7 protein-coding genes are annotated in these 6,912 nt (G+C 67.2%); 6 read left to right on the top strand and 1 reads right to left on the bottom strand.

All coding sequences use genetic code 11. The features are described 5' to 3' along the window. Positions 1 to 34 precede the first annotated feature (34 nt). Together hpnD and hpnE are read left to right on the top strand one after the other, a co-directional pair. A complete protein-coding gene (hpnD, locus tag PHX69_RS14480) occupies positions 35 to 874 on the top strand; it encodes a presqualene diphosphate synthase HpnD (protein WP_288044601.1) in 840 nt (279 codons plus the stop codon). A gap of 40 nt (positions 875 to 914) precedes the next feature. After that, the gene (hpnE, locus tag PHX69_RS14475) at positions 915 to 2,234 is read left to right on the top strand and encodes a hydroxysqualene dehydroxylase HpnE (RefSeq protein ID WP_119012501.1); all 1,320 of its coding nucleotides are present in this window, start codon (positions 915 to 917) and stop codon (positions 2,232 to 2,234) included. A 157-nt stretch (positions 2,235 to 2,391) separates the two neighbouring features. Here the strand turns inward: hpnE and PHX69_RS14470 are convergent, their stop codons facing one another. Continuing rightward, a complete protein-coding gene (locus PHX69_RS14470) occupies positions 2,392 to 3,099 on the bottom strand; it encodes an HAD family hydrolase (RefSeq protein WP_288044598.1) in 708 nt (235 codons plus the stop codon). Positions 3,100 to 3,234: 135 nt separating this feature from the next. Between PHX69_RS14470 and PHX69_RS14465 the strand changes: the two genes are divergently transcribed. From PHX69_RS14465 to PHX69_RS14450, 4 genes are all read left to right on the top strand, one after another. After that, the gene (locus PHX69_RS14465; protein ID WP_157983666.1) at positions 3,235 to 3,606 is read left to right on the top strand and encodes a TraR/DksA family transcriptional regulator; all 372 of its coding nucleotides are present in this window, start codon (positions 3,235 to 3,237) and stop codon (positions 3,604 to 3,606) included. 64 nt (positions 3,607 to 3,670) lie between these two features. Then, on the top strand, positions 3,671 to 4,909 hold the full coding sequence (ppk2, locus tag PHX69_RS14460) for a polyphosphate kinase 2 (RefSeq protein ID WP_288044596.1): 1,239 nt from the start codon (positions 3,671 to 3,673) through the stop codon (positions 4,907 to 4,909). 44 nt (positions 4,910 to 4,953) lie between these two features. After that, entirely contained in the window at positions 4,954 to 6,063 is a 1,110-nt protein-coding gene (gene hemH / locus PHX69_RS14455) for a ferrochelatase (RefSeq protein ID WP_288044594.1), read from the top strand. 226 nt (positions 6,064 to 6,289) lie between these two features. Beyond that, the coding region (locus tag PHX69_RS14450) for a Lon-like protease helical domain-containing protein (protein WP_288044592.1) at positions 6,290 to 6,912 on the top strand (623 nt) is incomplete at its 3' end.

The following is a 6,912-nucleotide window of genomic DNA, read 5'->3' as shown; positions in this document are numbered from 1 at the left end:
AAGCAGCGCACCTGCCATGGGACAATCGCGCCCCATGAATCCGGAACAGTACGTCCAACAAAAAGCCGCCGCCTCGGGCAGCAGCTTCTATTACGCCTTTCTGTTCCTGCCCCGGCCCCGGCGCGCAGCCATCACGGCCTTTTATGCGTTTTGCCGCGAGGTGGACGACGTGGTCGATGAAGTCTCCGACCCCAGCGTGGCCCGCAGCAAACTGGCCTGGTGGCAGAGCGAGGTGACCAAAGCCTTTGCGGGCACGCCCACACACCCGGTCATGCAGGCACTGATGCCGCACACCAGCGCCTACGCCATAGAGCCACGCCACCTGCAAGCCGTCATTGAAGGCTGCCAGATGGATCTGGAGCAAACACGCTACCTCGACTACCCTGGCCTGCAACGCTACTGCCACTTGGTCGCTGGTGTGGTGGGCGAGGTGGCAGCGCAGATTTTTGGCCAAACCGACCCGGCCACCACGCAATACGCCCACCGCCTGGGCCAGGCGCTGCAACTGACCAACATCCTGCGCGACGTGGGCGAAGACGCACTGCGCGGGCGCATCTACCTGCCCGTCAACGAGCTGCAAAAGTTCGACGTCAAGGCGCACGAAATTCTCAAGCGCGAATACTCTGATCGCTTCACCGCACTGATGCGCTTTCAGGCCGAACGCGCGCACCGGCTCTACGACGAAGCGCTGGCCCTGTTGCCTGCTGCCGACCGGCGCGCACAAAAACCCGGCCTGATGATGGCCAGCATCTACCGCACCCTGCTGCGCGAGATCGAGCGCGACAACTTCCAGGTGCTGCACCAGCGCGTGAGCCTGACGCCGCTGCGCAAATTCTGGCTGGCCTGGAAGGTGCAGGCCCTGGGAAAACTATGAACTGGCCCACTGCGCCGGGCGCCCTGCCCTTTTCTGACCCATGCGCCGCATAGCCATCGTCGGGGCAGGGTGGGCGGGCATGGCCGCTGCGGTGGCCACTGTACAAGCCGGGCACCATGCTACTGTTTTTGAAGCAGCTCGCGCCCTGGGTGGGCGCGCCCGGGCCATTTTGGCCACCGGTGTGGATGGGCAAGAGCTGGTGCTGGACAACGGCCAGCACATCCTCATCGGCGCCTACACCGAATCGCTGCGCCTGATGCGCCAGGTGGGCATCAACCCTGACACCGCCCTGCTGCGCCTGCCGCTGGCGCTGCGCTTTGCCGATGGCAGCGGCCTGCAATGGCCCGACCTGCCACCGCCCTGGGACGCCGCCATCGGCATTGCCCGTGCGCACGGCTGGCGCTGGCGCGAGCGGCTGGCGCTGTTGCGTGTGGCTTTTGGCTGGCAGCGGGCACGCTTTACCTGCGCGCAGCACCAGTCGGTAGCCGATTTGTGTGCGGCGCTGCCGCCCAAGCTGCTGCAAGAGTTCATTGATCCGCTGTGCGTGGCTGCGCTCAACACCCCCGCCGACCAGGCCAGCGGCCAGGTCTTTTTGCGCGTGCTGCAAGACAGCCTGTTCAGCGGACGCGGCGGCTCCAACCTGTTGCTGCCGCGCACCAACCTGAGCGAGCTGTTTCCGGAGGCGGCTGCGCGCTGGCTGCGCGGCCAGGGTTCGGTGGTGCGCACGGGCGTGCGCGTGCGCTCGGTCACGGCCATGCCGCACAGCGGCTGCTGGCTGGTTGATGGCCAGCGTTTTGACGCCGTGGTGCTGGCCGCCTCCAGCACCGAGGCCGCGCGCATCGTGTCGCAGTGCGCACAAACCGCGCCCGTGGCCATGGCCGTGCCGCTGTGCGACTGGGCCGCCTGCGCCGAGGCGCTGCACTTTGAGGCCATTGCCACCGTCTATGCCCAAGGCCCGGTGCCCGCGCCCGGCAAGCACTTGCTGGCACGCCCCATGGTGGCGCTGCGCAGCCCCGCCACCGGCCCGGCCCAGTTTGTATTTGACCGTGGCCAGCTGGGCGACCCGCCCGGCCTGCTGGCCTTTGTGGCCAGCACCAGCCACGGCGACCGCGCCCAGCTGGAACAGCAGGTACTGGCGCAAGCCCGCGAAGAACTGGGCCTGCACGACCTGCAAGCCGTGCAAACCGTGGTCGAAAAACGTGCCACCTTTGCCTGCACCCCCGGCCTGCGCCGCCCTGGCGCACGCATCGCCCCGGGCCTGTGGGCCTGCGGCGATTACATCGCTGGCCCCTACCCCGCCACGCTCGAAGGCGCGGTGCGCAGCGGCACTGCCGCTGGCCAAGGCACCTCCAGCGCCTGATACAGTCCTAAAACGCTATTTAATCGATAGCTGTTAGCGCACACCAGGCAAGGCTTTAAGCCTGATTTGGCCTCAAACCTCTACAGACCACGGGAGCACGGGAGCACGGGAGCACGGCAGCACGGCAGCGCAGCGTACTGTGGCCCGCCACGCAGCCCTATCCGCCCTGCGCCAGACAAGCGCACAGCGCGCCCAAATCAGCCACCGTCAGGTGCGGCGCGTGTGGCGCATGCGCCCAGTCGTGACCCGCGCGATTCAGCCATGCCACCTGCATGCCCGCTAGCAGGGCGCCCACACCATCGAGGTGGGCATCGTCGCCAATGTGCAGCACCTGCTGCGTGGGCACCCCGGCTGCCTGCGCGCCGCGCTGGAAGATGCGCACATCGGGCTTGGCCACGCCCACCTCGCGCGCACTGACCGAGGCATAAAAATACCGCCCCAGCCCCACGCGCTGCACATCGGCGTTGCCATTGGACAGCGCCACCACCGGAAAACGGCTGCTCAGGTACTCCAGCGCGGGCAGCGCATCGGCAAACAGCTCGACGCGCTGGCGCTCGGCAAAAAACGCCTCAAAGGCATCTTGCGCCAGCGCCGGGTCGTCGCCCGCGCGCAGCAGTGCGCGGCGAATGGACTCGCGGCGCAGCGCACTCATGTCGTGCAGCAGGTCGGGGCACTCGTGGTGTACCTGTTCACGGATGGCGCGCAGCACGCCCGGCTGCTGGCACAGCGCCTGCGTGGCCGGGGCGTGCGCGCCCAGCCAGTTTTGCAACACCACTTCAGCGCGCGCAATGGTGGGCCAGATGGGCCACAGCGTATCGTCCAGGTCAAGGGTGATGGCACGGATGCGAGAAAGATCAAGGGACATGGCAAAAACGGCAGGGAAACTGGTGTTTGCAGGATAGCGCAGCCCCCAAGCGTTACGATGGCAAAGACTTGGCCAGCGCACCACCACAGTGCGCTGGGCCAGCTCTCTCAACCACCAAAAATCCAGGAGCACACCATGACCGCCGCATTGACCACCGCCCAAAAAGAAGAACTCCGGGCCCTGCTGCTGGCACGCCGCGACGAGTTGCATGCCCAGATGCAGCAAAACCGCGAGAACCTCGCGCCCCCCAGCGCCGACGAGGGGGCTGTAGTGCAGCGCAATGTGGCCCGCGAGGTCGACCAGGCCCTGACCGACATCGACGCCGCCGACCTGGCCCGCATCAACCGCGCCCTTGATGCCCTGGCCGACGGCAGTTATGGCCTGTGCGATGAATGCGGCTGCGACATCCCTTTTGCGCGCCTGCAAATCGAGCCGCAAACCCAGCACTGCGTCGCCTGCAAATCGCGCTGGGAGCAGGCCACCGGCCACGCCCACGCCAGCCACTGAACCGGGGGCCAAGTCGGCTTTGATTTCTGCGCACCCGGCGCTGCGCTGGTGACAGAATGTTGGCATGACCGATAAAAACACCTCCCCCGCCAACGCCACTGAGCCGACCCCGCCCAACGCCCTGCAAAACGTTGCCTCGCCTTCGGCCCCCGGCGCTCCAGCTGCCAAACCCGCGAAATCTGCCAAAACCGCCAAAACCGCCGCAGCGCCCCGGCGTGCGCTGCGGGGCGACACGGCCCCGCACCTGACCACCAGCGCCGTCGGTCGCCATATCCCCCAGGAAGCCACCCAAGCCGCACAAGACCACCAGCTGGCGGCGGTACTGGGGCTGCTGGACAACACGGCATTGCCCGCCGCCGAGCGTGCCAGCGCCCTGCGCGCCACCCTGGAAGGCGCCTCGCAAGACGACCTGGCCGCACTGCGCCAGGCCCTGTGGGCCACCTCTGACGCCTCCAGCGAACCCGTTCACAAAAACCACCCCGACGATGAACTCGCCCGGGACTGGCGCGAGGGCGGCTACCCCTACAAAAACCTGATGCGCCGCTCCACCTACGAGGCGCAAAAGTACCAATTGCAGGTCGAATTGCTCAAGCTGCAAGCCTGGGTCAAAGAGACGGGCCAGCGCGTGGTGATTTTGTTTGAGGGGCGCGACGCCGCAGGCAAGGGCGGCGCCATCAAGCGCTTCATGGAGCACTTGAACCCACGCGGCGCGCGCGTGGTGGCACTGGAAAAACCCAGCGAAGTCGAGCGCGGCCAGTGGTATTTTCAGCGCTACATCCAGCACCTGCCCACCGCAGGCGAGATCGTGCTGCTGGACCGCAGCTGGTACAACCGCGCCGGCGTAGAGCGCGTGATGGGCTTTTGCACCGACGCCGAATACCACGAGTTCATGCGCCAGACGCCCGAATTCGAGCGCACGCTGGTGCGCAGCGGCATCCACCTGGTCAAGTTCTGGTTCTCGGTGGGGCGGGCCGAGCAGCGCCGCCGCTTCAAGGAGCGCGAGGTGCATCCGCTCAAGCAATGGAAGCTCAGCCCCATCGACCTGGCCAGCCTGGACAAGTGGGACGACTACACCCGCGCCAAAGAAGCCATGTTCTTTGGCACCGACACCGCCGATTCGCCCTGGACGGTGGTCAAAAGCGACTGCAAAAAGCGCGCCCGCCTCAACGCCATGCGCTACGTACTGCACAAACTGCCCTACACCAACAAAGACCCCAAGACCATCGGCAAGCTGGACCCGCTGATCGTCGGGCGCGCGCATGTGGTGTACGAGCGCGGCGAGCAACCGGGCGTGCTGCTGTAACCACCTGCGCGCGGGGCCCGTGGGGTTGGGCGAGAATGCCCCTCATGCCTTTTCAACCCGAACCCGCCTACACCCACGGCCAGGCCCCGCGCACGGCCATTTTGCTGTGCAACCTGGGCACGCCCGATGCCCCCACCGCCCCCGCACTGCGCCGCTACCTGGGGCAGTTTTTGTCGGACCAGCGCGTGGTGGAAATCCCCAAGCCGCTGTGGTGGCTGATCCTGCACGGCATCATCCTGCGCACGCGCCCAGCCAAGTCGGCCGCCAAATACGCCAGTATCTGGACGCCTGAAGGCTCGCCGCTGGCCGTCTGGACAAGCAAACAGGCCACGCTGCTGCGCGGCTGGCTGGGCGAGGCAGGCCACCAGGTGCTGGTGCGCCACGCCATGCGCTACGGCAACCCCTCCATTGCCAGCCAGCTCGACGCCCTCAAGGCCGAGGGCGCCACGCGCATCCTGATCCTGCCGCTGTACCCGCAGTATTCGGGCACCACCACGGCCAGCGTGTTCGATGCCGTCTACACCTGGGCCGCACGCACGCGCAACGTGCCCGAGCTGCGCTTTGTCAACCACTACCACGACGACCCCGGCTACATCAACGCCCTGGCCGCCACCATCCAGACCCACTGGAAGCACCACGGCCCGCCCGACAAGCTGGTGATGAGCTTTCACGGCGTGCCCGAGCGCACCCTGCACCTGGGCGACCCCTACCACTGCGAGAGCCACAAAACCGCGCGCCTGCTGGCCCAGCGCCTGGGCCTGCAAAAAGACGACTACCAAGTCACCTTCCAGTCGCGCTTTGGCAAGGCCAAGTGGCTGCAGCCCTACACCGAGCCCACGCTGATCGAGATGGGCCAGGCGGGCGTGGGCCGCGTCGATGTCATCTGCCCCGGCTTTACCGGCGACTGCCTGGAAACGCTGGAAGAAATCAACCAGGAAGCGCGCGAAGCCTTTTTGCACGCGGGCGGCAAAGAGTTTCACTACATCCCCTGCCTGAACGACAGCAACCTGTGGATCACCGCGCTCAGCCGCATCGCCCAGCAGCACCTGGGCGGCTGGCCCACCCAGCCGCCCGATGCTGCCGCGCTGGCCGATGCCCAGGCACACGCCCGGGCAGGCGGCGCCCCCGCAGGCGCCTGCCCCGTGGCGCACTGAATCCAGTCCCGAAGGGTGCCGTGGCCGCACGGCGCCCGCCGGTGCCGGCACGCAGCCAACGCCCTGCCAGCCAGTGGGCCGGGGTGCCACCACACTACGCTGCATGGCCCAGCGCCCCGCACAAGCCCGCTTGCGCCCACAGCCACTTCCGGTTAAAACTCAAAATTGATAGCTGCTCGCGCCCATCCAATAAGGGCCAGAGCCATTTTTTATACCAAACTGATCCATGCCCGCCACCGCCCTTGCCCCCCACCAGCTGCGCCTGACCATCCCCCCCGACACGCTGGGTTTTGCGAGCACAGAGGCGCTGCAAGGCCTGCCCCTGCCCTGGATTGGCCAGGAGCGCGCCCAGGTGGCCGCCCGCTTTGGCCTGGAGATGGACCAGCCCGACTACCACCTGTTCGTGCTGGGCGAAGTCGGCAGTGGCCGCACCTCGCTCTTGCGCCAGGCCATGCAGGCCGCCGCCGCCCAGCGCCCGGTGCCGCCCGACCTGTGCTATTTGCACCACTTCGACACCCCCGAGCGCCCGCGCGCCCTGCGCCTGCCCGCCGGCCAGGGCCGCCTGCTGCGCCAGGGCATGGAGCAGGCCATGCGCGCCCTGCCCACCGATCTGGCCAAACGCCTGGCCGCCGCTGACTACCGCGCCGAGAGCGATCGCATCGAAAAAACCTACCAGCGCGACGAAGCCGCCGCCTTTGCCACACTGGACGCACTGGCCGAGAAGCTGCACTTTCGCCTCTCGCGCGAGGACGGGCACATGGTCTTTACGCTGATCGGCACCAAAGGCCACCCGCTGACCGAAGCCGAGGCCCACGCCCTGGGCCGCGAGCGCCGCGCCGAAATCGACGC

This window comes from Simplicispira sp. (genome assembly GCF_028687295.1).
Classification (GTDB): domain Bacteria; phylum Pseudomonadota; class Gammaproteobacteria; order Burkholderiales; family Burkholderiaceae_C; genus Simplicispira; species Simplicispira metamorpha.
Note: the sequence above shows the minus strand (reverse complement) of the source record. Positions and strands in the feature narration are given on the sequence as shown.

What these genes read in the sequence shown, in the direction of transcription:
- hpnD (WP_288044601.1), top strand. Translation starts at nt 35, where the DNA reads ATGAATCCGGAACAGTACGTCCAACAAAAAGCCGCCGCCTCGGGCAGC.
- hpnE (WP_119012501.1), top strand. Translation starts at nt 915, where the DNA reads ATGCGCCGCATAGCCATCGTCGGGGCAGGGTGGGCGGGCATGGCCGCT.
- PHX69_RS14470 (WP_288044598.1), bottom strand. Translation starts at nt 3,099, where the DNA reads ATGTCCCTTGATCTTTCTCGCATCCGTGCCATCACCCTTGACCTGGAC.
- PHX69_RS14465 (WP_157983666.1), top strand. Translation starts at nt 3,235, where the DNA reads ATGACCGCCGCATTGACCACCGCCCAAAAAGAAGAACTCCGGGCCCTG.
- ppk2 (WP_288044596.1), top strand. Translation starts at nt 3,671, where the DNA reads ATGACCGATAAAAACACCTCCCCCGCCAACGCCACTGAGCCGACCCCG.
- hemH (WP_288044594.1), top strand. Translation starts at nt 4,954, where the DNA reads ATGCCTTTTCAACCCGAACCCGCCTACACCCACGGCCAGGCCCCGCGC.